The sequence below is a fragment of the Pseudomonas sp. NFX5 genome (genome assembly GCF_049132125.1).
In the GTDB taxonomy this organism is placed as follows: Bacteria; Pseudomonadota; Gammaproteobacteria; order Pseudomonadales; family Pseudomonadaceae; genus Aquipseudomonas; species Aquipseudomonas marginalis.
The window spans coordinates 1-25,330 of the sequence record NZ_JAFMZG010000028.1 but is presented as its reverse complement, the minus strand read 5'-3'; the positions used below and the strand labels follow the sequence as shown (position 1 = coordinate 25,330).

At 62.1% G+C, this 25,330-nt stretch carries 19 protein-coding genes and 1 rRNA gene; 9 read left to right on the top strand and 11 right to left on the bottom strand.

Annotation, left to right across the window (positions count from 1 at the left end):
• Window positions 1–34 precede the first annotated feature (34 nt).
• The 3 genes from J1N02_RS17120 to J1N02_RS17110 are packed head-to-tail and all read right to left on the bottom strand — an operon-like array spanning window position 35 to window position 5,542.
• Window positions 35–3,178, bottom strand: a complete 3,144-nt coding sequence (locus J1N02_RS17120; RefSeq protein WP_098480418.1) for a CusA/CzcA family heavy metal efflux RND transporter — start codon at window positions 3,176–3,178, stop codon at window positions 35–37.
• A gap of 18 nt (window positions 3,179–3,196) precedes the next feature.
• Complete coding sequence (locus J1N02_RS17115; RefSeq protein ID WP_027606945.1) at window positions 3,197–4,303, bottom strand: efflux RND transporter periplasmic adaptor subunit; 1,107 nt, start codon at window positions 4,301–4,303, stop codon at window positions 3,197–3,199.
• An 18-nt stretch (window positions 4,304–4,321) separates the two neighbouring features.
• Window positions 4,322–5,542: a TolC family protein gene (locus J1N02_RS17110; RefSeq protein WP_098480420.1), complete on the bottom strand. Its 1,221-nt coding sequence runs from the start codon at window positions 5,540–5,542 to the stop codon at window positions 4,322–4,324.
• A 185-nt stretch (window positions 5,543–5,727) separates the two neighbouring features.
• Between J1N02_RS17110 and J1N02_RS17105 the strand changes: the two genes are divergently transcribed.
• Window positions 5,728–7,098: a gluconate:H+ symporter gene (locus tag J1N02_RS17105; protein WP_027606947.1), complete on the top strand. Its 1,371-nt coding sequence runs from the start codon at window positions 5,728–5,730 to the stop codon at window positions 7,096–7,098.
• A gap of 3 nt (window positions 7,099–7,101) precedes the next feature.
• Here J1N02_RS17105 and J1N02_RS17100 read toward each other — a convergent pair whose 3' ends face one another.
• Window positions 7,102–8,391, bottom strand: coding sequence for an MFS transporter (locus J1N02_RS17100; RefSeq protein WP_027606948.1), 1,290 nt, complete (start codon window positions 8,389–8,391; stop codon window positions 7,102–7,104).
• A 185-nt stretch (window positions 8,392–8,576) separates the two neighbouring features.
• On the opposite strand from J1N02_RS17100, the gene J1N02_RS17095 reads away from it, so the two are divergent.
• The 4 genes from J1N02_RS17095 (at window position 8,577) to J1N02_RS17080 (ending at window position 13,785) form a co-directional block, all read left to right on the top strand.
• Window positions 8,577–9,995 (top strand): short-chain fatty acid transporter, encoded by a 1,419-nt coding sequence (locus tag J1N02_RS17095; RefSeq protein WP_027606949.1) that lies wholly within the window; start codon window positions 8,577–8,579, stop codon window positions 9,993–9,995.
• A 141-nt stretch (window positions 9,996–10,136) separates the two neighbouring features.
• Window positions 10,137–11,837, top strand: a complete 1,701-nt coding sequence (locus tag J1N02_RS17090) for an acid phosphatase (RefSeq protein ID WP_421147510.1) — start codon at window positions 10,137–10,139, stop codon at window positions 11,835–11,837.
• A gap of 121 nt (window positions 11,838–11,958) precedes the next feature.
• On the top strand, window positions 11,959–13,128 hold the full coding sequence (locus J1N02_RS17085) for a hypothetical protein (protein WP_027606951.1): 1,170 nt from the start codon (window positions 11,959–11,961) through the stop codon (window positions 13,126–13,128).
• Window positions 13,129–13,272: 144 nt separating this feature from the next.
• The gene (locus tag J1N02_RS17080; RefSeq protein WP_169899197.1) at window positions 13,273–13,785 is read left to right on the top strand and encodes an SET domain-containing protein-lysine N-methyltransferase; all 513 of its coding nucleotides are present in this window, start codon (window positions 13,273–13,275) and stop codon (window positions 13,783–13,785) included.
• On the opposite strand, the gene can is transcribed toward J1N02_RS17080, so the two are convergent.
• Entirely contained in the window at window positions 13,782–14,426 is a 645-nt protein-coding gene (can, locus tag J1N02_RS17075) for a carbonate dehydratase (protein ID WP_003188288.1), read from the bottom strand. The two genes, J1N02_RS17080 and can, sit on opposite strands and share 4 nt — an antisense overlap.
• Before the next feature lie 151 nt (window positions 14,427–14,577).
• On the opposite strand from can, the gene J1N02_RS17070 reads away from it, so the two are divergent.
• Entirely contained in the window at window positions 14,578–14,982 is a 405-nt protein-coding gene (locus J1N02_RS17070) for a hypothetical protein (RefSeq protein WP_027606953.1), read from the top strand.
• Window positions 14,983–15,042: 60 nt separating this feature from the next.
• Here the strand turns inward: J1N02_RS17070 and rimI are convergent, their stop codons facing one another.
• Window positions 15,043–15,495, bottom strand: a complete 453-nt coding sequence (gene rimI, locus J1N02_RS17065; RefSeq protein WP_003188286.1) for a ribosomal protein S18-alanine N-acetyltransferase — start codon at window positions 15,493–15,495, stop codon at window positions 15,043–15,045.
• A complete protein-coding gene (locus tag J1N02_RS17060; protein ID WP_421147575.1) occupies window positions 15,488–16,231 on the bottom strand; it encodes an energy transducer TonB in 744 nt (247 codons plus the stop codon). Before J1N02_RS17060 ends, rimI begins: the two co-directional genes overlap by 8 nt.
• Before the next feature lie 187 nt (window positions 16,232–16,418).
• Between J1N02_RS17060 and mksB the strand changes: the two genes are divergently transcribed.
• The 3 genes from mksB to mksF are packed head-to-tail and all read left to right on the top strand — an operon-like array spanning window position 16,419 to window position 21,230.
• Window positions 16,419–17,696, top strand: a complete 1,278-nt coding sequence (gene mksB / locus J1N02_RS17055; RefSeq protein ID WP_027606955.1) for an Mks condensin complex protein MksB — start codon at window positions 16,419–16,421, stop codon at window positions 17,694–17,696.
• A complete protein-coding gene (gene mksE / locus J1N02_RS17050; RefSeq protein WP_027606956.1) occupies window positions 17,686–18,393 on the top strand; it encodes an Mks condensin complex protein MksE in 708 nt (235 codons plus the stop codon). Before mksB ends, mksE begins: the two co-directional genes overlap by 11 nt.
• Window positions 18,390–21,230, top strand: coding sequence for an Mks condensin complex protein MksF (gene mksF / locus J1N02_RS17045; RefSeq protein WP_027606957.1), 2,841 nt, complete (start codon window positions 18,390–18,392; stop codon window positions 21,228–21,230). The genes mksE and mksF overlap by 4 nt, the downstream gene beginning before the upstream one ends.
• A gap of 61 nt (window positions 21,231–21,291) precedes the next feature.
• On the opposite strand, the gene J1N02_RS17040 is transcribed toward mksF, so the two are convergent.
• The 4 genes from J1N02_RS17040 to rrf form a co-directional block, all read right to left on the bottom strand.
• Window positions 21,292–23,595: a PqiB family protein gene (locus tag J1N02_RS17040; RefSeq protein WP_027606958.1), complete on the bottom strand. Its 2,304-nt coding sequence runs from the start codon at window positions 23,593–23,595 to the stop codon at window positions 21,292–21,294.
• The gene (locus J1N02_RS17035) at window positions 23,588–24,211 is read right to left on the bottom strand and encodes a paraquat-inducible protein A (protein WP_027606959.1); all 624 of its coding nucleotides are present in this window, start codon (window positions 24,209–24,211) and stop codon (window positions 23,588–23,590) included. Before J1N02_RS17035 ends, J1N02_RS17040 begins: the two co-directional genes overlap by 8 nt.
• Window positions 24,198–24,857: a paraquat-inducible protein A gene (locus tag J1N02_RS17030; RefSeq protein WP_027606960.1), complete on the bottom strand. Its 660-nt coding sequence runs from the start codon at window positions 24,855–24,857 to the stop codon at window positions 24,198–24,200. Before J1N02_RS17030 ends, J1N02_RS17035 begins: the two co-directional genes overlap by 14 nt.
• A 152-nt stretch (window positions 24,858–25,009) precedes the next feature.
• A 5S ribosomal RNA gene (gene rrf, locus J1N02_RS17025) occupies window positions 25,010–25,125 on the bottom strand.
• Window positions 25,126–25,330: the final 205 nt, after the last annotated feature.

Below are 25,330 nucleotides of genomic sequence, written 5' to 3'. Positions count from 1 at the left end.
CCTCCCACATTGTTTTGCGGTGTTTTTAAAGAACTCAGGCAGCCTCCTCTTCACGGCGATGGGCCCACTGGTACAACGCCGGCAGCACCAGCAAGGTCAGCAAGGTAGAAGAAATGATCCCGCCGATCACCACCGTCGCCAACGGACGCTGCACTTCGGCGCCGGTGCCGGTGGCCAGGGCCATGGGGATAAACCCCAGGGAGGCCACCAGCGCGGTCATCAATACCGGGCGCAGGCGGGTCAGCGCGCCCTCGTGGATAGCCACCGACAGCGAGCGTCCTTCCTCGCGCAGGTTGCGGATGAAGGCAATCATCACCAGGCCGTTGAGCACCGCCACGCCGGACAAGGCGATAAAGCCCACGCCTGCCGAGATCGACAGCGGAATATCGCGCATCCACAGCGCCATGATCCCGCCGGTCAACGCGAACGGAATCCCGGTAAACACCAGCAGCCCGTCCTTGAGGTTGTTGAACATCATGAACAGCAACCCGAACACCAGCAGCAACGCCACCGGCACCACGATCTGCAAACGCTCGGCGGCTTCCTTCAACTGTTCGAACTGGCCGCCCCAGGTGGTCCAGTAACCCGCTGGCACTTTCACCTGCGCCGTGATCGCCGCCTCGGCCTCTTCCACGAACGATCCCATATCCCGCCCGCGCACGTTGGCACTGACGATCACCAGACGCTTGCCGTTCTCGCGGCTGATCTGGTTCGGGCCGAGCACCAGGTCCAGGCTGGCGACCTGGGACAACGCAATGAACCCCAACTGCCCCGCCGCATTCCCGGCCAGCGCCGGCACCGGAATCAGCAGCCGCGACAAGCCGTCGATATCAGTACGCAGCGCGTCGGACAAGCGCACAACCATGTCGAAACGCCGGTCACCTTCATACAGGGTACCGGCCTGGCGCCCACCGACGGCGACGGCAATGGTGTCCTGCACATCGCCGACATTCAGGCCAAAGCGCGCGGCCTTGTCACGGTCGATATTGATGGTCAGCACCGGCAGGCCGGACGTCTGTTCGACCTTCACTTCCGAAGCGCCATCGAGGCCTTGCAGGGTCTCGGCAATGTCTGCGGCGGTGGTGTTGAGCACCGCCATGTCGTCGCCGAATACCTTCACCGCCACATCACTGCGCACCCCGGAAATCAGCTCGTTGAAACGCAGCTGGATCGGTTGCGACAACTCGTACGCACTGCCCGGCACAATCGCACTGGCGCGCTGGATATCGGCGATCAGGGTGTCGCGGGATTTATTCGGGTCCGGCCATTGCGCCTTCGGTTTAAGCATCACGTAGCTGTCGGAAATATTCGGCGGCATCGGGTCGGAGGCGATTTCCGCCGTACCGGTACGGGCGAATACCCGCTCGATTTCCGGCACCTGGGCCATCAAGGTTTTTTCCAGCTGCTGCTGCATCTGCACCGATTGCGTCAGGCTGGTGCCGGGCACGCGCAGGGCCTGTTGGGCGAAGTCGCCCTCGCTGAGGCTGGGGATAAACTCACTGCCCATGCGGCTGGCCACCACGCCCGACGCAACAATGGTCAGCACGGCCAGGCCGAACACCAGTGGCCGGCGCGCCATCACCCAATCCAACACCGGCCCATAGGCCCGGCGCGCGGTACGCATCACCAGGTTTTCTTCTTCCTTGACCTTGCCGGTGACGAACAGCGCAATCGCCGCCGGTACGAAGGTCACTGACAAAATCATCGCCCCCAGCAGCGCGATCACCACGGTGAACGCCATGGGGTGGAACATCTTCCCGGCCACACCGGTGAGGGCGAAGATCGGCAGGTAAACGACCATGATGATCAGCTGCCCGAAGATCAGTGCACGCCGCGCTTCCTTGGCCGCCGCGAACACCTCGTGCAGGCGCTCGCTGCGGGTCAGCAGGCGGCCATGGCGCTGCTGGGCATGGGCCAGGCGGCGGATAGCGTTCTCGACGATCACCACCGCGCCGTCGACGATAATGCCGAAGTCCAGCGCGCCGAGGCTCATCAGGTTGGCGCTGACTTTGTGGGTGAACATGCCGGTAAAGGTGAACAACATCGCCAGGGGAATCACCATCGCGGTGATCAGCGCCGCGCGGATATTGCCGAGGAACAGGAACAGCACCGCGACCACCAGCAGCGCACCCTCGAAGAGGTTTTTCTTCACCGTGGCAATGGCTTTTTCGACAAGGTTGGTGCGGTCGTAGACGGTCACCGCCACCACGCCTTCGGGCAGCGAACGGTTGATTTGTTCGAGCCTGGAAGCCACCGCCTGGGACACCGTGCGGCTGTTTTCTCCGATCAACATAAACACCGTGCCCAGCACCACTTCACGGCCGTTTTCCGTGGCGGCGCCGGTCCGCAGTTCACGGCCGATCTCGACCTGGGCGACATTGCGCACGCGGATCGGCGTGCCGTCGGACGTGGTGATGACGATATTGGCGATGTCGTCGATGGACGCCACCTGCCCCGGCGCGCGGATCAACAATTGCTCGCCGCTGCGCTCGATGTACCCGGCGCCGACGTTGGCGTTGTTGCGCTCCAGTGCCGTGACCAGATCGTTCAAGGTCAGGTTGTAGGCCGCCAGGCGCTTGGGGTCGGGGGCGATCTGGTATTCCTTGGCGAAGCCGCCGATGGTGTTGATCTCGGCCACACCGGGCACGTTGCGCAGTTGCGGCTTGATGATCCAGTCCTGGATCACCCGCAGGTCGGTCGGCGTGTAGGGCGTGCCGTCGTCCTTGCGGGCGCCCTCTTCAGCCTCCACGGTCCACAGGAAAATCTCCCCGAGGCCGGTGGAAATCGGCCCCATCGCCGTTTCAATCCCCACAGGCAATTGCTCGCGGGCAACCTGCAGGCGCTCGTTGACCAACTGGCGGGCGAAGAACAGGTCGGTGCCGTCCTTGAAGATCACCGTCACCTGGGACAAACCGGAGCGTGACAGCGAACGGGTCTGCTGCAGGCCCGGCAAGCCGGCCATCGCGGTTTCGATGGGAAAGGTAATGCGCTGCTCGGTCTCCAGCGGCGAAAAACCGGCCGCCGCCGAGTTGATCTGCACCTGCACATTGGTGATGTCGGGCACCGCGTCGATGGGCAGTTTCTGATAGCTGGCAATGCCGACACCGGCCATCAACAGCACCGCCAGCAGCACGATGATGCGCTGCTCGATGGCGAATTGGATAAGGCGCTCAAACATGGGAAATCACTCGCAGGATCAATGGGCGTGCTCGGCCGAGCCCTTGCCCAATTCGGACTTGAGGATGAAGCTGCCGGTGGTGGCCACCTGGGCTCCGGCCTCCAGGCCCTGGCGCACTTCGACGTAGCCGTTTTCACTGGCGCCAAGCTCAAGATGGCGGGTGATAAAACCGTCTGGGGTGCGTACGAAGACCGAGGGTTTTTCCTCGACGGTCTGGATCGCCGTTTGCGGCACGGTGACCTTGGCCTGGTAAGTGTCGGTGGCCAGTTGCACGGTGACGAACAGTCCAGGGCGCCAGGCGTCGTCGGGGTTGGGCACCGTCACACGTACGGTGGCGGTGCGCGTTTGCTCGCCGAGCAAATTGCCGACATAGGCCACGGTGCCCAGCACGTCGGTGCCCATTTCCGTGGAGCTGACTTTCACCGGTTTGCCGAGCCGGACCTTGTTCAAATCCTTGGGAAATACGCCGAAGGTGACCCACACCTGGGACAGGTCAGACAGCGTGAAGGCGTTACTGGTCTCGCTCACCACCTCGCCGACACCGAGGTGCTTTTCCACCACCACGCCCGCGAACGGCGCACGCAGTTCGTAACGATTGCCGCCGGCCAATACCGTGTTGCCGCTGAGCGCGGTCATTTTTTGGCGGGCATTGTTCAGCGCGATTTCGGCTTCTTGCAGGGTTTGGCGCGCCAGCAGGTAATCCTGCTCGGCGGAGATTTTGTCCTGCCACAACTGGCGTTCACGCTGGAAGGTGATACGCGCCAGTTCAACCCGACGCTCGCTGGCCGCCAGCTCACTGCGCTGGTCGGAAATCTGCTGGCTGGCGATCACCGCGAGCAGCTCGCCCTTCTTCACCGCCTGGCCAAGATTGACCTTCACCGACTCCACCACACCGGCCGCGCGGGGGACGATATGCGAGGTACGGTCTTCGTCGAAACGCACCTCCCCTGGCAGCGTAAGCAATGTGCTGATCGACCGGGGTCGGGCCTCGGCGAGCTCGATGCCGGCGGCCTGGATTTGTTGTTCAGTCAGCTCGAGGGTGCCTTCTTCTTCCTCGGCGTTGGCCACGCCGGACAGCATCAGGCCCAAGGCGACGGCAAGCGCCACGCCGTGTCGTTTATTCATAAGGCACTCCAGAAAAAATCAAAACCGGGCGAGGTCGCCGTAAATCCGTTCGATGCGCAGCCAGGCATCGGTGGCCTGGGCGGTGGCCGCAAGGTATTGGGTGCGCGCCGCGATCAGGGTGCGCTGGGCGTCGAGCACGTCGAGGAAGTTGAACTTGCCCATCTCGAAGCCGCGGGTGGCGCTGTCCACCGCGCGTTGGGCGGCGGGCAGAATCTGCTGGTTGAATGCGCGCACTTCGCTGTTCGCGGTTTGCCACAGGTCCAGGGCCTGGCGCGTTTCGGTACGCAGGCGCAATTCGGCAGCGTTGCGCAGGTCGCGGGCCTGATCGGCACGGCGCGTGGCGGCGAGCACGTTGCCCTGGTTGCGGTTAAACAACGGAATCGGCATCGACACGCCGACCAGGTTCACCCGCTCGCGCACACTGGCGTCGTACTGACTGCCAATGGACACATCCAGGTCGGGAATACGCTGGGCTTTTTCCAGGCCCACGCTGGCTTCGTTCTGCACAATCTGCAGTTCGGCCAGGCGCAGTTCGGCGGTCTGTTCAAGGCGCGCCAACAGGTGCGTGGCGGACGGCAACGGCGGTGTGGAGTGGCTTGGCGTGGCGACGGCCTGGAAGTCGGTCGCCGCGCTGCCGGTACTGGCGGCCAGGCGACGATAGGCGTCGGTGAGGCCCATGTGTGCGCGGTTGAGTTCGAGGCGAATCTCCGACAACTGCACCTGGGCACGCGTGGCTTCCACCGGTGAGGATTTGCCGGCAGTCACGCGGCCGTTGGCGACCACCAGCCCGCGCTCGGCCAAGGCCAGGGAACGCTGGGCCAGGTCGAGACGTTCCTGGGCGCGCAGGGCGCCGTAATAGCCCTCGATCACCTCGGCGCGCAACGTATTGCGGCGCTGTTCCAAGGCCAGTGCGGCGGCGTCCTGGGCACGCGTCGCCACGTCAATGCGGGCACCGCGCTTGCCGCCCAGTTCCAGGGTTTGGCTGAGCTTGAGGGTGGTGGTGCGCGTATCGCGACGAGTGTCTTCGGCATCCCAGGACGCCACCGGATTGGGGATCAGCCCGGCCTGCTGGCGACCGCCCGCGGCGATCTCGATGTCCCATTGCGCGGCCGCCAGGTCGGGGTTGTTGGCGAAGGCGGTTTGCAGGGCCGCGTCGAGGGTGAGGGTTTGTGCCTGGGCAATGCTGGCAGCGCCCCACAACAGCGTCGCCCCCACCAGCTTTCTAACGGAAATTGCCATAACGAGAGTTCCACGCCCATAAAGTAAAAGCCGGGAGAATGTAGCGTTCGCGACTTATCAGAGCGGTGGAGCAAAGATTACAAATCCGACAGCAATGGCTCTACGGCGGGCGTTATCAGGTATGCTTTTGGGGCAGGAAATAAAAAGAAACAATTTTCCCAACCTGTTCGATAAGGAGTCCCGCCTTGGCGTTATCGACTGCCGCGTGGATGGTTCACGACACCCGTCTCATGCTCTGCGTACTGCTGGCCATCGCCAGCATCATCGTGCTGATCAGCGCGACCAAGTTGCCGCCGTTCCTGTCGATCCTGATCGGCACCTTTATCGCCGGGGTCGGCGCCGGGCTGCCAGCGGAAGAGGTGGCCAAGGCCTTCAGCAAGGGCGCCGGGGCGATCCTCGGTGAGGCCGGGATCATCATTGCCCTGGGCTCGATGCTGGGTGCGCTGATGGCGGAATCCGGCGCGGCCGACCGCATCGCCACCACCCTGCTCGGGCTGGGCAAGGGCAAGTCGTTGCCATGGGTGATGGCGCTGGTGGCGATGGTGATCGGCCTGCCGCTGTTCTTCGAAGTAGGCCTGGTGATGATGGTGCCAATCATCTTTGTGATGGCCAAACGTTCGAACCAGCCGCTGTTGAAAATCGCCATCCCGGCGCTGGCGGGCATGACCACCTTGCACGCCTTGATGCCACCGCACCCGGGGCCGCTGATTGCGGTGGGCGCGTTGCACGCCGACCTGGGCCTGACCATGTTGCTGGGCTTTTGCCTGGCGGTGCCGGCGGTGATCCTCGCCGGGCCGCTCTATGGCAACTGGCTGTCCAAACGCCTGCATGTGGATGAGCCGGCCGACATCGGCGCGCTGTTCAGCGCCCCGCCCAAGGCCCCGCGCCAGCCGAGCTTTGGCGTGTCATTGCTGATCATTCTGTTACCGGTGATTCTGATGCTCGGCAGCACCTTGGCCAAAGTCGCGCTGCCAGCGGAAAGCAGCGTGGGCCTGACCCTGAAATTCCTCGGCGAACCGCTGATCGCCCTGGGCCTGGCGGTGATCGCCGCCGTGATCTGCCTGGGCTGGGCCGCCGGGATGCCGCGCGCTGAGGTCGGCAACACCCTGCGCAAGGCCCTCGCGCCCATCGCCGTGTTGCTGCTGACCATCGGCGCCGGCGGCGGCCTCAAGCAAACCTTACTGGATGCCGGCGTCAGCCAAACCATCAGCAAAGTCGCCGAAGGCGCGCACATGCCGTACCTGCTGCTGGCCTGGTTGATCGCCGTGGCGCTGCGCCAGGCCACCGGCTCGGCCACGGTCGCCACCACCACGACCGCCGGCATCCTCGCACCGATGATGGCCGGGTTGGCGGCGACGCAAAGCTCACTGGTGGCGCTGGCGATCGGCGCCGGTTCGGTGTTCTTCTGCCACGTCAACGATGCGGGGTTCTGGATGGTGCGCGAGTACTTTGGCTTGCAGCTGAAGCAGACGATTTGGGTGTGGTCGGTGTTGCAGACGATTGTTTCGGTCGTCGGCCTGATCGGTACCCTGCTGCTCTGGCACTTTTTGACCTGAGTTTCATCCAACCAGGGTGTGGCGCTTGCCAAACAGCGCCACACACACCACCCCCACCGCGCCCATCACCACGCAATACCCCACGCAAATCCACGGGCTGGTCGGCATCAGCGCGATCAGCATCAGCGGCGTGGTACTCGCCCACAGTGCGTAAGCGATGTTGTAGGTGAAGGAAATACCCGACACCCGCACCTGCGCCGGAAACAGGCCGACCATCACCGACGGCACCGCGCCCACCACCCCGCAACTCAAGCCCGCCAGCGCGTACGCCGCGCCAAGCCAGATGCCGCCGCTGATCAGGCTGGCGTACAGCAGGAAAATACCCACCGGCAGCAGCAGGCTGTAGACCAGCACCGCGCGCCAGGCACCGATGCGGTCCACCAGCAGGCCGGCGAGGACGCAGCCGATGTTCAGGAAGACGATGCCCAGGGCGCTCAAGGCAAAGGTGTGGCTGGGGCTCATGCCGAAGGTTTTCTGCATCATGGTCGGGGTGATGACCACCAATACCACTACGGCGGAGGTGAGCACGCAGGTGAGGATCATCGCCGGCAACAGTACGGCGCGATGGTCACGCAGTACGGTGCGCAGCGGCAGTTCGGCGGCGGCCTGGCGGCGGGCCTGCATTTCGAGGAAGACCGGGGTTTCGCTGAGCCAGCGCCGCAGCCACACGCCGATCACGCCGAACACACCGCCAAGCAGGAAGGGGAAGCGCCAGGCATAGTCGAGGATTTCGGCCGGGGTGAAGACCTGCGCCAGCAGCGTGGCGGTGAGGGCGCCGAGCAGGTAGCCGAAGGTCAGGCCGGCTTGCAGGAAGCCCAGGGCATAGCCACGATGGTTGCGCGGTGCGTGTTCGGCGACGAAGGTCCAGGCGCTGGGTACTTCACCGCCCACCGCCGCACCTTGCAGCACGCGCAGCACCAGCAGGATCAGCGGTGCGAAGTAGCCGATCTGTGCGTAGGTGGGCATGATCCCGATCAGCAGGCACGGCAACGCCATCATCAGGATGCTCAGGCTGAACACACGCTTGCGCCCCAGGTGATCGGCGAAGTGCGCCATCAGGATGCCGCCCAACGGGCGCGCCAGGTAACCGGTGACGAAGATGCCGAAGCTTTGCAGCAGGCGCAGCCACTCGGGCATTTCCGGCGGGAAGAACAGTTGGCTGAGGGTCAGCGCAAAGAACACGAAGATAATGAAGTCGTAGATTTCCAAGGCGCCACCCAGGGCGGCCAGGCCCAGGGTTTTGTAGTCGGAGCGGGAAAAACGCTGCGCCTGTGGCACAGAGGTGGCAGTCATGTTGAGGCTCGGCAGACAAACAAAATGGCGTGCAGGTTATGAGCTGAGCCGGTTGATGGCAATCGCGGCAGATATATTTGTTTTCCTCATGGATCGATGAAGATAACTGCATTCCCATATCAATGGCCGTGGAGGAACATGCCGAAAAATTGCCGACACCATAATAACTACAAGAGGAAAGACTCGTGGCCGATGCTATCGAAGAAAGCCGCTATGCCCGCTTTGCCCTGCGCTGCTCGAACTTTGCCGAGCGCTGGTTTCCGGACTCCTGGGTGTTCGCCGCCCTCGCCGTGATCATCGTCGCCGTGGCGACTCTGGGCATGGGCGCCGCGCCGACCGAAGCCGCCAAGGCCTTTGGCGACGGGTTCTGGAGCCTGATCCCGTTCACCATGCAGATGGCCTTCGTGGTGATCGGTGGCTACGTGGTCGCCAGCTCGCCACCGGCGGTCAAGCTGATCGACCGCCTGGCACGCATCCCGAAGAACGGCCGCTCCGCCGTGGCGTGGGTCGCGTTGATCTCTATGGTGGCGTCATTGCTCAACTGGGGCCTGTCCCTGGTGTTCGGTGGCTTGCTGGTGCGTGCGCTGGCCCGCCGTACGGATTTGCGCATGGACTACCGTGCTGCAGGTGCGGCGGCCTATCTTGGGTTGGGCGCGGTGTGGGCGCTGGGGCTGTCGTCGTCAGCCGCACAATTGCAGGCCAACCCGGCCAGCTTGCCGCCGTCGATCCTGTCGATCACCGGGGTGATCCCGTTTACCGACACCATCTTCCTGTGGCAATCCGGTGTGCTGTTGCTGGCACTGATCGTGGTGTCGCTGATCATCGCCTACGCCACCGCGCCCGGCCCCAACAGCGCCCGTGACGCCAAGGCCTGTGGCGTCGACCCGGCCTTCAACCTGCCCAAGCTGCAACCACCGGGCCGCCCCGGCGAATGGTTGGAACACAGCCCGTTGCTGACCATTCTGCTGGCATTGCTGGCGGCGGGCTGGTTGTTCCATGAGTTCTCGACCAAGCCGGCGATCAGCGCGATTTCGGGGCTGAATACCTACAACTTCCTGTTCATCATGGTCGGTGCCCTGCTGCACTGGCGCCCGCGCAGTTTCCTCGATGCGGTGGCCCGTGCAGTGCCGACCACCACCGGCGTGTTGATCCAGTTCCCGCTGTACGGCTCGATTGCGGCGCTGATGACCGTGGTCAAGGGCGGCGACGGCCAGACCCTGGCGCACCATATCTCGACCTTCTTCACGTCCATCGCCTCCCACGACACGTATGCACTGCTGATGGGCGTGTACTCGGCGGTGCTGGGCTTCTTTATCCCGTCTGGCGGCGGCAAGTGGATCATCGAAGCGCCTTATGTGATGCAAGTGGCCAATGACCTGCAATACCACCTGGGCTGGGCGGTGCAGATCTACAACGCGGCCGAGGCGCTGCCGAACCTGATCAACCCGTTCTACATGCTGCCGTTGCTGGGAGTGCTGGGGTTGAAGGCGCGGGATTTGATCGGGTTTTCGTTTGTGCAGCTGCTGGTGCACACACCGTTGGTGCTGTTCCTGCTGTGGGCGCTGGGGACGACATTGAAGTATTTGCCGCCCGTCATGCCGTAGGATCAGTTGCAAGCCTCAAGCCTCAAGCTTGAAGCGTGAAGCTTGAGGCTCATAGCTTGCAGCTGCCTTAATTCCGTCACATTGCATTGCTACCGTCCTGCGAAATATCTTGCAACATCTCGCCAGCAAGGACTCCCCGCAATGAGTGATGATCACGAAGACCGCCCTTCCCCTGATGCCATGGCCCAACCGCCGGTAGACACCGGCCGTCGGCGCTTCCTGGGGGGCGCGGCGGTGTTGGGGGTTGGCGCGACCTTGAGTGCCTGCGGCAATGGCGGTGAGGCGCCGGGCAAGCCGGTGGCGCGGCCACTCACGCCCCAGGAGCTGGACAAGGCCTTGCACGACCAGGTGAAGACCGTGGTGGTGATCTATGCCGAGAACCGCAGCTTCAACAATCTGTTTGCGGACTTCCCAGGCGTTGAGAAACCGCTGTCGGCGCTTTCCGCCGCCGACACACAGCAACGCGACCGCGACGGCAGCCTGTTGACCACCCTGCCCCCGGCCTGGGGCGGTGTGCTGCAAGTGGGCCCGCAAAGCGTGGACGGGGTGACTTACCCCAGCGAAGTGCAATTCCAGGAAAACCTGCCCAACGCCCCGTTCGCCCTCAAGGGCCCGAACGCCGAAGACCTGCCGTTGAGCCTGGTCACCCGCGACTTGTGGCACGTGTTCTACCAGAACCAGATGCAGATCAACGGCGGCAAGAACGACGGTTTCGTCGCCTGGGCCGACGCCGGCGGCCTGGTCATGGGCCATTACGCCCAGAGCCGTTATTCCCTGCGCCTGTGGGATGTCGCCAAGGAGTTTGTGCTCTGCGATAACTTCTTCCAGGGCGCGTTTGGTGGCTCGTTCCTCAACCATCAATACCTGATCAGCGCCACCGCGCCGTTCTACCCGAATGCCGCGCAGTCGGTGGCCAAGGCGCAGATCGCCACGCTGCAAAGCGATGACCCCACCGACCCGCGTCTCAAACCGCTGGATAAATCCCCGGCGAGCGCCATGACCGGCCCGCCACAGTTCGGCCCCAGCGCGCTGACCCCGGACGGCTACGGCGTGAACACCCTGGCGCCGCCGTATTGGCCGACCTGGATTCGTGACCCGGAAAACCCGGACTACGCAAAAGCCGACCTGCCCAACGTGCTGGTGCCGCAAACCCACGAACATATCGGCGACAAGCTGTCGAAAAAGAACGTCGACTGGGCGTGGTACGCCGGGGCGTGGCAGGCGACGCTGGACCAGTTCAAGGATTCGGGCGGCATTCCGAAGATCCCCAACTTCCAGTACCACCACCAGCCGTTCAACTATTTCAAGCAGCAGGGCCCCGAGAACCGTGCCGAGCGTGACAAGCGCCTGCGCGATGGCGGTTTGGGCGATGAGGCGAGCACCAATAAATTCTTCGCCGATGCCCAGGCCGGCAAGCTGCCGGCGGTGAGTTTCTACAAGCCCCAGGGCAACCTGAATATGCACGCCGGTTACGCTGACGTGGCGTCGGGCGACCGCCACATCGTCCGCGCCTTGAAGGTGCTGCAGGAAAGCCCGCAATGGAAAAACATGGTGGTGGTGGTGACCGTCGATGAAAACGGCGGCTGGTGGGACCACGTCGCCCCGCCCAAAGGCGATCGCTGGGGCCCAGGCACACGGGTTCCGGCGCTGGTGGTCTCGCCCTTCGCGCGTAAAGGCACCGTGGACCATACGGTGTACGACACCGCGTCGATCCTGCGCTTGATTACGCGGGTCTTCCAGCTGGAGACCCTGGACGGGCTCAAGCAACGCGATGACGCCATGATTGCCCGGGGTCAGAAACCCATGGGGCATTTGAGCAACGCGTTGCAGTTCAGCGTGTAGGACGCTTATCCAATAGCGACATGCCTGGCGATTTAGCACGCGGTTTTCCTGGCCAACCGCTACTGTGAGGAGGTGGGCTTTCACCCCGCGCAGACGGGCTTTCGCTGACAAGGAATCAAGTATGTTCAAACCGACCAGGTTGTCCTTCACCCTGGCCGCACTGATGGCCAGTGCGGTCGTACACGCCGACATCGAAGTACCGTTGGGCAGCACTCAACGGGTGACCCAGTTGTTCGCTTACCCCAATAACTGCAATGTGATCTGCTTTCGGCCATGGACGCTGGAGCAGACCGCCGAGCACTACCTGAACCAAAGCCTGCAGCGCGATGGCTACAGCCGAGCCAAGGTCAGCGTCAAGAACCATGAAGGGCAGCTCGCCGCGACCTTCAGCGGTGTACCCGACAGTTACGGCCAGCCCCTGACCGCGCTGCTCAATACCGCTGACCTGGCCTACCAGGGCGCGAGCAGACTCAACAGCGACGGCAAGTGGGCGTACAACTGGTACCTGTTCCTGCCACTGGGCATGGCCCTGGAAAACCGCAAGAGCATCGAGTTGCTGCATTTCCCGCCGGATTATTCGCTGACCCAGGCCCAGGATTACCTGGAGTCGGCCACCACCGACCGCTGGGCCAGCCTGCTCACCGATAACGGCGTGCCGGCCACCGAAACCCCGGCCTACCAGACCATCATCGATATCGCCCCCATCGCCGCCCCTTCCAATGCGGGCAAGGACCTGGAGAACGTCTACGGCTACTTCACCGACTACCAGACCCGCATGGTCAGCGAACTGAGCCTGCACCCCAACGGCTCGCTGCCAATGGTCGCGTTCGGCGCGCCGGTGCGCAGTTGGATCAAGCAGCAATACGGGCAGACCGTGGGTGTGCTGGGCCTGGCGCAGATCAGCCCTGCCGCGGGCAGGACCGTCTCGGTGCTGGGCGCCAACCACCCCAGCTACATCTGGTACGCGGCCAGCCCGGACACCTATGACGGTAACGAGCAGAAAGCCGACGAAGCCGGCTTGAAAGTGATGGGCCAGGACTTGAGCGCCGCCTGCTGGCAGGCCGGAATGGGCCAGAAGCCCGCGAGCGATCCGAATGTACTGCTCAAGGCCTGCATGAACACCTGGCAGGTCACGCGCAAAGAGCAGACCTGCGAATTGTTCTACACCTCGGTGCGCAACCTGACCCCGGAACAGGCGAACGCCAAATGCGCCACGCCTTCGATCAAGACGCAGCTCAAGCAGCTGAAAAACGCAGCACCCGCCCCCAGCATCACGGCGCCTGCGCTGTAGACAGCAAAAAAATCCGACTTCTACTGTCAAAGTTGACAGTAGAAATCGGCTCCACGTTCAGCGAGTCTTGAGCCGGGCCCATCCGCTGCAAGACTGGTAGTCAGCCACCACCCGCAGGTCGATGCAGCCTAACCAAGGAGAGTTATGAAAACTCAAGCCATGGACCAGGCTAAAACCGTTGTGGGTGATGGTTTGTACCCGTTCAAGACACTGCTCGTTGAACAGGGCTACCCTTCGGCCAAGCACTTTAAGGTTGAGCGCGACGGCGGCGGCGTCAGGGCTCGCGTGGGTTTCGACGGCCGCGTGCGCATTGCCCGGGTGTCCGGTTACGCCGTGAACGAGCGACGCCCACATACGCTGCAGCTGTCCGCCCGCATCCACCTGTATGACAGCTGGTTCTGCGGCCTGCTGCGACACTCCTGCAACCCGAATGTGTTTTTCGACACCACTTACCTGGAACTCTGGACCGTACAGCCCATCCCCGCCGGCGCCCCGTTGACCCTGGACTACGCCAGTACCGAGGACACCTTGTTCCGACAGTTCGCCTGCCAATGCGGCGAGCTGAACTGCCGGGGCTGGATCACCGGCAGCACAGAGTGTTTGAACGCCGAGGGCCAGGCGTTCATGACCCATTGGCGCGAACGCAAACGGCCTTAGGCTTCGCCCAGCGGACGCAGGCGATACTGCGGCGGCAGTTGCTCGAAGCCACTGATGGTGGTGTTCAAGCTCTTCCAACGGCCGTCCTTGATGCCGTAGATGCAGCCGTGGATCGACAGGCTCTGCCCACGGTGCCAGGCATTTTGCACAATGCTGGTGTGGCCGACGTTGGCCACCTGCTGGATCACGTTCAGCTCGCACATGCGGTCCACACGCTCCTCTTCGGTCGGCAGTTGGGCCAGCACGTCACGGTTTTCGTAGTAGAGGTCGCGAATGGTGCGCAGCCAGCCGTCGATCAGGCCGAACTGGCGGTCCTGCATCGAGGCGCGCACGCCGCCGCAGCCATAGTGGCCGGTGACGAGGATATGTTTGACCTTGAGTACATCGACCGCGTACTGGATCACCGACAGGCAATTGAGGTCTGTATGCAGCACCACGTTGGCCACGTTGCGGTGTACGAACAGATCACCGGGCAGCATGCCGACGATCTCGTTGGCCGGTACCCGCGCATCGGAACAACCGATCCACAGGTATTCAGGGGTCTGCTGGCGGGCGAGCTTGGCGAAGAATTCGGGATCTTCCTGTTTGATCGCATCCGCCCAGCGTTCGTTGTTATCAAGCAGGTCTTGTAGTTCGTTCATCAGGGAAAGCCTCAGGAATGATGCGCAGCTTTGACAGACGACCGCCTGTCCGGGTCACGCCGATCATAAAGATAGCCGGCGGCCAATTACTTGAATCTTGGGGGGCCATGCCTGTCCACACACTATAAGCCCCACAGTATGAGGATTGGCCATGACTGAATCACGACGTCCCTACGGCGCTGCACAGCCCGAACCGATTGACGACAACGAAGACCGCATGGGCTCGATGCGCGAGCTGGATTTTGACGAGGAAGAACCGACGGCGGAGATTGGCAATGAGATCCCCCGTGGCGAGCGAGAACAGCTGATGCCCGACGAACGGGTGCGCGAGGCCGGAATGACCGGGGCTTCAACGGCGGATCATGAGTCGACCGATGATGATATGAGCCCGGAAACCCTGATCCATGAAGACGGTGCGCGGGATGCTCGGGAGGCGGGCGAAGACAACCCGGCGGATTTTGACCTGAGCATTGTCGATGAAGATGACATTGGCGGCGGCAATGGCCTGGATGAAGCGGAACTGGCTGATCTGGACCCGGTGGACGGAAACCGCTGACACTGCGCAAATCCAAATGTGGGAGGGGCGACCTGCCCCCTGCCACGTTGGCTTGTGTGTTTAATCGACCAGGGTACAGGCCATCACGACTGCATCCTCACGCCCCCCCACGGCTGGGTAATAGTCCCGACGACGCCCAATCTCGTTGAAGCCATAGCGCTCATACAGGCGGAACGCGCCGGTATTGCTGTCGCGCACTTCCAGGAAGCATTCCCGCGCGTTGGCGGCATAGGCGCGGGACATCAGGTGTTCCAGCAGTGCCAGGCCCAGGCCACGGCCCTGGTTTTCCGGCTTGACGGTGATGTTCAGCAAATGCGCTTCATCGAGGATGATCTGTACCACGCCGTGACCTACCTGCTGCTCGCCTTCGAACATCAGCCAGATCTGGTACTTGCCCAGGCCGTCGAGAAAGATCCCGCGGGTCCAGGGATGGCTGAACGCCGCGTATTCGATTTTCAGCACGGCGTCGAGGTCGGCCTCGGTCATCGGGCGGAAGGATAAAGCCTCACTCATCGGTTGTTTTCCAGCGCGCCATCAGCCGGCGCATGGCTTGCCAGACATCAGCCTTACGCTGTGGCTCTTCCATTAATAATTCCAGGCCCGGCAGGGCCCATACAGAACCCAGGCCCTCGACCTGCAGTTCGCGGTACCAGGCTTCTGCGTTCGCTTCACCGGCAAATCGTACGGCGGGCAGGCCGATCAGCCACAGGCACACGCAGGGTTCGTCCTCCAGGCGTGCCGAGACGAAGCCTTGCACGAAATCCCGCGCCGCTTCCGGGCCCTGGTTCATGGTGCCGCGTACCAGCAGCGGCCAACGGACCGGGTCGCCGACGATTTGCGGGCTGTCGGGCAGGCCGGCGGCGCGCAGCATGTCCTTGAGCAGCATGTAGGCGGGGTCGCGGGTCTGGAAGCGCTCGCCGGTGGGTAACTCCACCAATAGCAGGCAACGCCCGGCCCGCAATAACTGCAGGGCAAAACGTGGCGGCGGCACCACGGGGGCCTTGGCAACCGGCGCAGCCGCTTCGGCCACCACGGGCTTGGTCATTGGCCCCGGGCGCGGCACCTCGACCTTGACGCGTTCAACCGCAGGACGAGCTTCCAGTACGGGTTTGACCACGGCCACCGGTGCAGCCGCCTCCTCCCCCGAAACCTCGAACGCCTCATAGGGCTCAAGCGCCGCTAACAGCTCGGGCCGCGACGGGGCGGCGAACGGCAGTTCGGTGCGGGGCAGCCAGTTGACCACCTGCATGGCGGTCAAGTAAGCGCGACGTCGGGACTCGATAAGCACAGCTCGGCCACTTGTGGATAAGTAAAGAGCGGGGATTCTACCGCTGTTCGGTAACAATCGCCCACTGTGCACTGACCGGCTGTGGATAAATCCCGCGCCTGATGCAGTACAATCGCGACTTTTAATCGCCAACCAGCCGGCCATTCCCATGATCGAACCCAAGCGCGTCCTGCGCGCCCTCGCCGAACACTGGGCCTTACTTGAGCCACTGTGCGAACACTTCGACCAAGGCACCCTGAGCCTCGGCGAGCTGCGCGCACAACTGGCCGCCCAACAACTGGACAGCACGCCCCAGGACATCACCAGCCTGCTGGACGTGTGGATTCGCCTGGATATCCTGGTGCCTGTCGCCAAGAGCCCGAACCGTTTCGAGCTCAACGCGCAGATCCACGACTTCCTGGCTTATCTTCGCAAGGAGCACCGGCTTGGCCTGTGCCTGGAGATCGAAGCCTACCTGCGCCATCTGGAGCGCCTGGCCGGTTATATCCAGGATGCCTTCGACATTCGTGATGGCCACGACCTGGCCCGCCAACTGCGCCTGCTGGACATGCGCGTACGCGACGTACTGAAAAAACTCGCCAACGACGAACAGGCCCTCGCGGCCGTGGCCGACCGTGCCAAGACCAGCGACCGGCAGATCCCGCTGCGCCAGCGTTATGCTGAAGTCCTGGCAACCTGGGACGAGTACGTCGAACCGATGATCCAGCTGGTGAACGCCGACGGTGCCTTCGAGCAAGGCGTGCGCAAAGTGGAAAACGTGCTGCTGCGCATGCTCACCGAGCAACAGCGCCTCGGCCACCTGGTGGACGACGACATGCTGCTGCGCACCCACGCGCGCATCCTCGAAATGCAGACCAGCGCCCAGTTGACCTTGCGGCATGCCCGCGAGCTGCTGTTGCCGCTGCGCGAAGAAGCGCGTCGGCACAACGCCGTGACCCGCGGTGCGGCGCTGGCGCTGTCGGCCATCCGCCGTAAAGGCCTGGACGCGGTGCCGCAGGCGGCGATGCCGATGTTTACCCGACCGCAAAGCACCTTCCTCGGCAGTGCCAGCCAGGTCGAAGCCTATGTGTATGCCCTGGCGAACTTCGAGCCGAAACCGGCCCGGTTCCCCAAGGCGCACAAGTCCCACAAGGGCGAAGCCCAGCGCGCACCGCGGACGGTCAAGGAAATGCTCGAGCGCTGCGAAGACGCGCTGCCGATGCCGGACCTGATGACCTGGCTGCTGGAGCAGGAACCGGACGGTGCCACCGACGAATTGCTGTACTGGTTCTCGCGGCTCTCGCGGGAGAAACGCTTCAAGCGCGAGCGCCTGGAACGCCGCGACTACCACACACACGAGCACCAGGTCAGCCTGCGCTCATTCGCCCTGCTCCCGGCCGGCACCGACGCCGCCGAGCATTCTGCGAGTACACCTCATGCATCTTGATCTATCCGAACTGTCCCAGCTGGCGCCGATCTTTCGCGAGCTGTTCAAGGGTTACCACGTCAGCCGCCGCGACCCCGAGCTGTACGCGCAACTGTCGAACTTCCAGGACCAGTACCGCACGCTGTTCAAGGCCCTGGGCTTTGAGCTGGTGTGCGATACCCGTGGCTTCTACTACTTCGTGCCGGACTCCGCGATTGCCAGTGCGCAGGTCAACAAGACCGCCCAGCGCCTGGCGCTGTTCACCTTCATCATTGTCGAGCACCTGGCCGACCAGGGCCGCGACCCGATCGCCGTGCTCGACGGTGGCAGCCTCGGTCGCGATGAACTGCCGTCCCTGCTGGAAAAGTACCGCGACCTGTTTATCCAGGCCGAAGTGCAGACCCAGGAAGAACTCGAAGAAAAGATCATGCGCCGCATGACCCAGCTGGGTTTTGCCAGCGAAGACAACGGCATCTACCGCTTCCTGCCACCGATGCACCGCTTCCTCGACGTGTGCCTGTCGGTGCAGCAAGACCGTGACCTCGCGGCCAGCGTGCACAGCGTGTTGCCGTTGCCGGCACCGGTGATCATCGACGAAGACAGCGATGAGAAGCTGCTGAAGACCGATGACCCGCTGGACTTGAGTGACTTCGCGGAAGAAAGCGAAGAAGACGCCCTGGCCCGCGCCATTGCCGAAGAACAGGAGACCGACGCATGAGCAAGGAACGCTACGGCATCCGCCGCTTCGCCCTATTGAACACCGCCGGCTACAGCTTGGGCTTGTTCCCGCTGGAAGAACCGCTGTCGGTGTATGGCGCCAACAACCTGGGTAAATCCGCGTCGATCAACGCCTTGCAGTTCCCGATCCTGGCGCGCATGTCGGACATGAGTTTCGGCAAGTACACCCTGGAGCAATCGCGACGCTTCTACTTCGCCACCGACACCAGCTACATCCTGGTGGAAGTCTCCCTGCCCCATGGCCCCCACGTAATCGGCGTGGTCGGGCGCGGCCCGGGCGGCGGTTTCGGGCACCAGTTCTTTGCCTACGCCGGCAAGCTGGACCTGGCCCACTATCAGAAAAACGACACCTGCCTGCGTCAGAAGGAGCTGTTCACCAACCTTGAGCGCGAAGGCCTGAAAGCCTACGAACTCAAGCCGGATGAACTGCGCCGTTTGCTGGTGGGTGGTCATACGTCGATCCCGCTGGACCTGACCCTGATCCCGCTGCGCTCCACCAGTGAGCAAAGCCTGAAAACCTTCCGCGCGTTGTTTATCAACCTGCTGCACATGCGCGAAATCACCGCGGCCAAGCTCAAGCAGCTGTTCCTCGATGCGTTCGAGCACAGCCTGCGTTCGGGCAGTGTGGATTACATCGCAGCGTGCGAAGAAGCCTTCCGCGACGTACGACGTATGGAGCAGGACTACAATTCCCTGGTCGCAGCCGGCCCGCTGGTGGAAGCCCTGGCCAACGGCGTTCGCCAGCGCGACGTACTGCGCGGCAAGCTGCATCGCCTGTCGCCGCTGCTGGATTCGCTGCTCGGCACCTGGTCGGACTATGCCAGTGCGCGCAAGGAAGAGCTGACCATCCAGGCCGAGCACTACCGCAACGAGCAGGACGCACTGCAGAACGACCAGCGTGGCGGCACCCAGGAGCTGATGCGCCTGGAGCGGGAAATCAGCGGCATCCAGCGTTGGCTGGGCGAGCTGTCGGTGCTCAAGCATCGCTTTGCCCTGGTGGATGACGTCAAGGTCCTGGAGCAGCAACTGCTGGCGGCCAAGGATGCTCACGATGAACTGGCGGGCGCCCTGGCGCAGTCGCGGCAGTTCAGCGCCGAGGATCTGGACGAGCGTCTGCGTGACCTGGAAAAACGCTTGAAGTCGGTCAAGCAGCAGCTTGATCACGCGGATAACAACAGCTACGCCAAGCTGCGCGAAGAGTTTTCGCAGCAGGACGTCGAGCGCCTGATGCGCCTGTTCAACAGCTCGTTGTTCAGCCTGCCACTAGGTGAACACGGCATCACCCTGGACGAGGACGGCCAGTGGGTCAAATCCCTGGAGCAGATCCTCGATGGCTTCAAGGGCGAGCGCTTTGAAGTGCCGGGGCTGTCCATCGACATCTCCCACATCGAACCACCGGCGCTGCAGGCCCTGGCGGATCGCGCGGCGTTGCGCGACCAAAAGGAACGCCTGGAGAAAGAACTCAAGCAGCTGAAAACCCAGCAGGCCGTGGCCTCCGACCGCGCGGCGAGCAAGACCCAGACCGAAGCGCTGTACCAGCAGGTGCTGGACGCGCAAAAGGCGCTGGAAGACTTCCGTCGCGCGCAAACCCTGAGTGCCGAAGAAGGCGAAAAACTGGAAAACCTGGCACAGATGGAAGCGGCCCAGGATGAATTGAAACGTTCCAGCGATGCGTTCACCGAGCGCGTCCAGCAACTGTCCGCCAAGCTGCAACTGGTGGGCCGCCAGATCGGCGATATGGAAGCCAAGCAACGTACGCTGGATGACGCCTTGCGCCGCAGGCAGCTGTTGCCGGCCGACTTGCCGTTCGGCACGCCGTTCATGGACCCGGTCGATGACTCCATGGATAACCTGCTGCCGCTGCTCAATGACTATCAGGACAGCTGGCAGGGCCTGCTGCGTGCCGATGGCCAGATCGAGGCGCTGTATGCTCAGGTGCGCCTCAAGGGCGTGGCCAAGTTCGACAGCGAGGATGATGTAGAGCGTCGTCTGCAATTGTTGATCAACGCTTATGCGCACCGCACCGATGAGGCGCTGACACTGGGCAAGGCGCGCCGCGCGGCGGTCACTGACATTGCGCGAACCCTGCGTAATATCCGCAGCGACTACGACAGCCTGGAACACCAGCTGGCGCTGTTCAACCGCGAGATCAACAAGCGTCAGGTGTCCAACCTGCAGAGCTTCCGCATCGTACTCGCGCCGAACAAGGAAGCCCTCAAGCATATCGACCAGATCATCCACAGTGCTGGCCAGTACGAAGAAGGCGAAACCCTGTCGGTGTTCGACCTCAGCCAAAGTGCCGAGCAGGACAACAAGAACGAAGAGGCCAAGGAATACCTGGCCCGCCTGGTGGCCGCCAACCATAACCAGTTGGGCCTCAAGGACCTGTTCGAGCTGGCCTTCGAAATCACCAAGGTGCACGGCCAGCCGGTGATCCACACCGACATCGATGGCGCGGCGTCCAACGGCACCACCATGACCATCAAGGCGCTGACCAACATGTACTTGTTGCTGCACTTGATGGACCGTGACCAGGCCGGGCGTGTGCGCTTGCCGTACTACCTCGACGAAGCAGCGGATATCGATGAGAAGAACCAGGCGGCGTTGCTGGAAACCAGTTTGCAGCTGGGCTTCGTGCCGATCCTCGCCAGTGTGAAGCCGCAGGTGTCTGCCCAGGTGGCAATCGACCTGGAAGGCGGCAGCGGGCCGAACGGGATCTACATCGATGAGGCAGACTGGAAGTACATCCGTCGCCATGATGTGGTGAAGGCGACAGTGAATGTGCAGGCGGATGAACCGGAGCTGGATGAGGTCTGACGTTTTGCGCTGAAATGCAAAAAGGCCGCGATCCATTGGATCGCGGCCTTTTTTTGTAGCTTTATTTGCCGAGTGGGATTTTCGGTGCCCAGGTCAGCCATTCCTCTTCGAATTTGTCGAACAGCGGGAAGGTTTGCTGCGGCCGCGCGGCGTTGCCCATGCGCTCGCCGTCTGGCGTGGCAAAGGCGATACCGCCGGCCACCAGCGTCTCCAGGGATTCGGTGCGCACCGTCGCGCCCTTGAACAGACCGAAGTCGAGGCCAAAGCCGCTGGTGTTCCAGAAGCGGCTGCCACTGCGTACCAGCGGTGCGTACTTGGGCTCGATGAGGATGTGGATCAGCACCCGATCGGCGGTCTGGCCCAACTCGTAGCCGGTCACTTTGCCCACGGTGACTTCACGGTAGGTCACCGGCACACCTTCCTTCAACGAGCCACGGCGTGCGGCGCTGAGTGTCAGGCTCAGGCCAGCCTCCTGACGAACAGCTTCAGGGGGTTGGGCCAGTGCGACGAAGCTCTTCTGCGGACCGGCGTTTTTCGCAGCCGGCTGCACCTCGATGTATTGCCCGGTGACCAGGGTTTCCAGGTTGGAGGTTTTCATCAGGCCCAGCTCTGGCTTGACCACCCAGAACTGGCTGCCGACGCGCGCGATGCGGTCCGCTACTTGGGTAATACGTGCACTGAGCAACACCGATTGCATATCGGCACTGAGGTCCACGCTCTCGATCTTACCGACATCCAGGCCTTTGAAACGTACCGGTGTGCCTGGACGCATACCGTCAGCACGCTCGACCTTGATGGTCACCAGGGTGCCATGCTGATTGGCCGCCTCACGGTCGGCAAACAAACGGAAACGTGGAATGCGCTTTTTCAGCGGTACGTTCGGCTGCGGCGTTTCGAAGGCAATACCGCCGGCCATCAGGCTGGCCAGGGACTCACTCTTCACCTGGATACCACCGGTAAGGCCGCCGGTCAGGGTCACGCCGCTGGCATTCCAGAAACGTGTCGAACCGTTAACCAGGTTTTCGTATTCCTTCTCGATATGAACGCCGATCACCAACTGCTTGTTCTTGCGCGAGAACTGGTAGCTCTGCACCGAGCCGACCTTGACCTGTTTGTAGAGGATCGGGCTGCCGACATCCAGGGAGCCGAGGTTGTCGGTGAACAGCACCATGTGCAGGCCAGGGGAACGCAGGTCCAGCGGCGGCGCCTTGGCGCGGGCGACGAATTCGCGCTGCGGGGCGCTGCCTTTGTCACCAGGACGAATGGCGATGTAATTACCTTTGACCAGGGCTTCCAGGCCGGTAATGCCGGCCAGCGAGATGGAAGGTTTGACCACCCAGAACTGGGTGTCCTGAACCAGGTAGTCTTCGGCCAAGGGGTCGAGGGTCAGCTCGGCGTTGGCGCTGGACAGGTCCGGGTCGATCTTCAAGGTTTTCAGGCTGCCCACCTGAATGCCTTTGTACATCACCGGTGTACGCCCGGCCTGCAGGCCTTCGAAGTCCGTGAGCTTGACCTTGGCCTTGATACCGGCAGCGGCTGCGTCGAAGTCTTCGTACAGGCGGAACGGCAGGCTCGGATCGGTCGGCGGGCTGTCCTTGCGATTCTCCGGCGTGGCGAAGGCAATGCCGCCGGCGACGATACTGGAGAGGGATTCGCTGCGCACCTTCACGCCGGAGAGATTGGCATCGATGCTGATGCCGCTGGCGTTCCAGAAGCGGGTGTGTTTGCGCACAAGGTTGGCGTAGGTCGGCTCGATGTAGACCTTGATCTCGACGGTGCTCTGGTCCTCGGAGAGCAAGTAGCTTTTGACCTGGCCGACCTGTATCTGCTTATAGAACACCGGGCTGCCACGGTTGAGCGAGCCGAGGCGGTCGGCCTTGATGGTCAGGTGCAGGCCAGGCTTGGCGTCGGACAAAGGCGGCTCTTCGGAGAGCGCCTTGAATTTGCGTGTGGGCTCACCGTCACCGGGGCTGGCGGCGATGTAGTTACCCGAGACCAGGGTTTCCAGGCCGGTGATACCGGCAAGGCTGACACTGGGCTTGACCAGCCAGAAACGCGTGTTGGTCTTGAGGTATTGCTCGACATCCTTGTTCATCTCGATGGTGGCAATCACCCCGCGATTATTGCCCTCGTCGTCAAGGGCAAGGGTCTTTACCTTACCCACGGACATGCCTTTGTAGACCACTTCGGTTTTGTTGGCCTGGATGCCTTCGCCGCTTTCAAAGCGCACCTGGATCTCAATACCCTGCTGGGAATAGGCACGCCACCCCAGCCAACCGCCGATGATCAAGGCAATCAGGGGAAGAACCCAAATGGCTGACCAGTTGGAGGCCGGGCGGGTTTTAGCTTTAGGCAAATCACTCATGGTCGTCGTCCGACTCCGTGTTATCCCAAATCAGTCGGGGATCAAAAGTTACTGCGGCAAGCATCGTAAGGATCACCACACTGGCGAACGCTGCGGCGCCAAGGTTGGCCTCGACGCTGGCAAGCCGTCCGAAGTTTACGACCGCCACCAGGATGGCGATCACGAAGATATCCAGCATGGACCAGCGGCCAATGAATTCGATAAAGCGGTACATGATAATGCGTTGCTGCGCGGAAAGCGGTTGGTGACGCTGAACCGAGAACAGTAAAAGGCCAATGCCCACCAGCTTGAACGTCGGCACCAGGATGCTGGCGATGAACACCACAGCCGCAATCGGGAACATGCCGTGCTGCACCAGTTGGATGACTCCGGCCATGATGGTGCTGGGCTCGCCCTGGCCGAGGGAATTGACGGTCATGATCGGCAACAGATTGGCGGGGATATACAGAATGGCCGCCGTGATCAGCAAGGCCCAGGTACGGGTGAGGCTGTTGGGGCGACGGGCATGGATCAGCGCACCGCATCGCGTGCAGGTTTGCTCATCGGTGTCAGGCTCTTGTTTGTTCAGTTCGTGGCATTCAGTACAAATCAGAATGCCCGCATCAATCGCCCGCATGATCATCCTCTCCTGACAGTGCTTGCCAGATCTGGTGCGGCGACATCACCACCTCAAGCAGAACCTGAACCATTAATAGGCTGACAAAGCAGACCAGACCCAGGCCGATGGTGATTGAGGCCATGTCGGCGAGTTTCACGATCGCCACCAGTACGCCCATCAAGTAGACCTCCAACATTCCCCAATCTTTCATATGATGGTAAATGCGGTACAGCAGCAGGCCGTAACTACGGCCGATCTTCCAACGAATACTGAGCAGCACCACCAGCTGGCAAAGCAGCTTGAGCAGCGGAATACCCATGCTGCATAGGAACACCACGGCGGCGACGCCTTGCATCCCGGTATCGAATAGACCGACTACGCCACTCCACACAGTGTCCTCTGAGGACTGCCCGAGCAGATTGAGCTGCATGATGGGCAGAAAGTTCGCCGGGACGTACAGCAACAGCGCGGCGAGTACCAGGGCGAGGCTGCGCTCAACGACATTATGGCGGTGAGCGTAGAGTTCATAACCGCAACGCGGGCATTGGGCTTTTTCACCGAGGGCGAGCATGGGTTTGCGCATCAGCAAGTCGCACTCATGGCATGCAACCAAGTTGTCCAGCGGTAAATCCGACACCTCAAGGGCATCAACCGGATCCGGCATAGATAGGGCTCTGACTCTAAAAAAGGTTAGGTGCCTATTCTAGTGGTCTGGTTCAGAAATAACTGTGCAAATTTGTCGTGCATCTTTGCGCACTTTTCGAGCGCCCAAAACAAAACCCCATCTGCTTTCGCAAATGGGGTTTCGGAATTTAATCTTGACGATGACCTACTCTCACATGGGGAAACCCCACACTACCATCGGCGATGCATCGTTTCACTGCTGAGTTCGGGATGGGATCAGGTGGTTCCAATGCTCTATGGTCGTCAAGAAATTCGGGTACTGAGTCGTGGCCGGCTGGCCTCGCTTCAGCAAATTGGGTATGTGACAGCTGTCGGTGCTTTGTGAAATCTCGAACTTTCGGTTCATTGCGTCTTCACACACCGCAATCTGATGCTCTTTCGAGTAGTCAAATTGCTTGGGTGTTATATGGTCAAGCCTCACGGGCAATTAGTATTGGTTAGCTCAACGCCTCA